Here is a 1,126-nt window from a genome sequence, read left to right as displayed (position 1 = left end):
CGGCATATTTTTTTATGCTTATATATTAGAACATGACTGGCGATATGTAACCTTAAGTGATGAACAAGTAAAAAAATATAGAATTAGTGAGAAAAAAGCACTTAGCCTTTATCAGCTAATGAAAGATACTCATGAGCTACTTGGTAAGAATAATATTAATTATTGGATAGAAGGCGGCACTCTGCTTGGAGCCGTTAGACATCAAGGCATAATTCCTTTTGACGATGATTTAGATATCGGTATTATGCATGAAGACGAAATACATTTGCAACAAATATTACCGCAATTTGAACAACTCGGTTATACTGTTTCCTACGAGAGAGCTTATAATATATGCAAAAAAGCTTGTTTAGATATTTTTATTTTTCATAAAGAACAAAACAAATTTATACATACTAATTTAGCAGTTCGAGATAAGTATCCGAAGAGTTCATTTTATGATAATGAATTATATCCCTTAAAAAAATATAGATTCGGTAGTATAGAGGTTTATGGTCCTGCTGATCCTATAGGAAATCTAAATAGGCAATATCCAGAATGGGATAAGTATGCAGTGATAGAGCATTCCCATAGCTTACATTTACCTTTTTTATCGAATATCGAGAAAAAAACCAAATTTATACTAACGCAGGAATTGTTAAAACCGGCTCAGCCTTTTAGTCCTTTAGAGGATAGAATAAGCTTTTAAACAAATTGAGATAAAGAAGTAATAGCCAGTTGTTTTAAAATGTTATATCAGCAAGGAAAATGTAATTTAAAGTTCAAGGTGATAAAATTAAAGTCAATATTATCCTTTAAAAATATTTTACGCTTAATTCTTACTATTTTCGTCGGCATATTTTTTTATGCTTATATATTAGAACATGACTGGCGATATGTAACCTTAAGTGATGAACAAGTAAAAAAATATAGAATTAGTGAGAAAAAAGCACTTAGCCTTTATCAGCTAATGAAAGATACTCATGAGCTACTTGGTAAGAATAATATTAATTATTGGATAGAAGGCGGCACTCTGCTTGGAGCCGTTAGACATCAAGGCATAATTCCTTTTGACGATGATTTAGATATCGGTATTATGCATGAAGACGAAATACATTTGCAACAAATATTACCGCAATTTGAACAA

At 30.9% G+C, this 1,126-nt stretch carries 2 protein-coding genes; both read left to right on the top strand.

Annotation, left to right across the window (positions count from 1 at the left end; translation table 11 throughout):
* Positions 1-688, top strand: a 688-nt coding sequence (locus KYQ89_RS04425; RefSeq protein WP_218460583.1) for a LicD family protein, incomplete at its 5' end; no start/stop codon positions are given.
* Between the two features lie 78 nt (positions 689-766).
* Positions 767-1,126 (top strand): LicD family protein (locus tag KYQ89_RS04420; protein WP_218460582.1); only part of this gene is annotated, 360 nt, incomplete at its 3' end.

Source organism: Rickettsia sp. TH2014 (assembly GCF_019249195.1).
GTDB lineage: Bacteria > Pseudomonadota > Alphaproteobacteria > Rickettsiales > Rickettsiaceae > Rickettsia > Rickettsia felis.
Note: the sequence above shows the minus strand (reverse complement) of the source record. Positions and strands in the feature narration are given on the sequence as shown.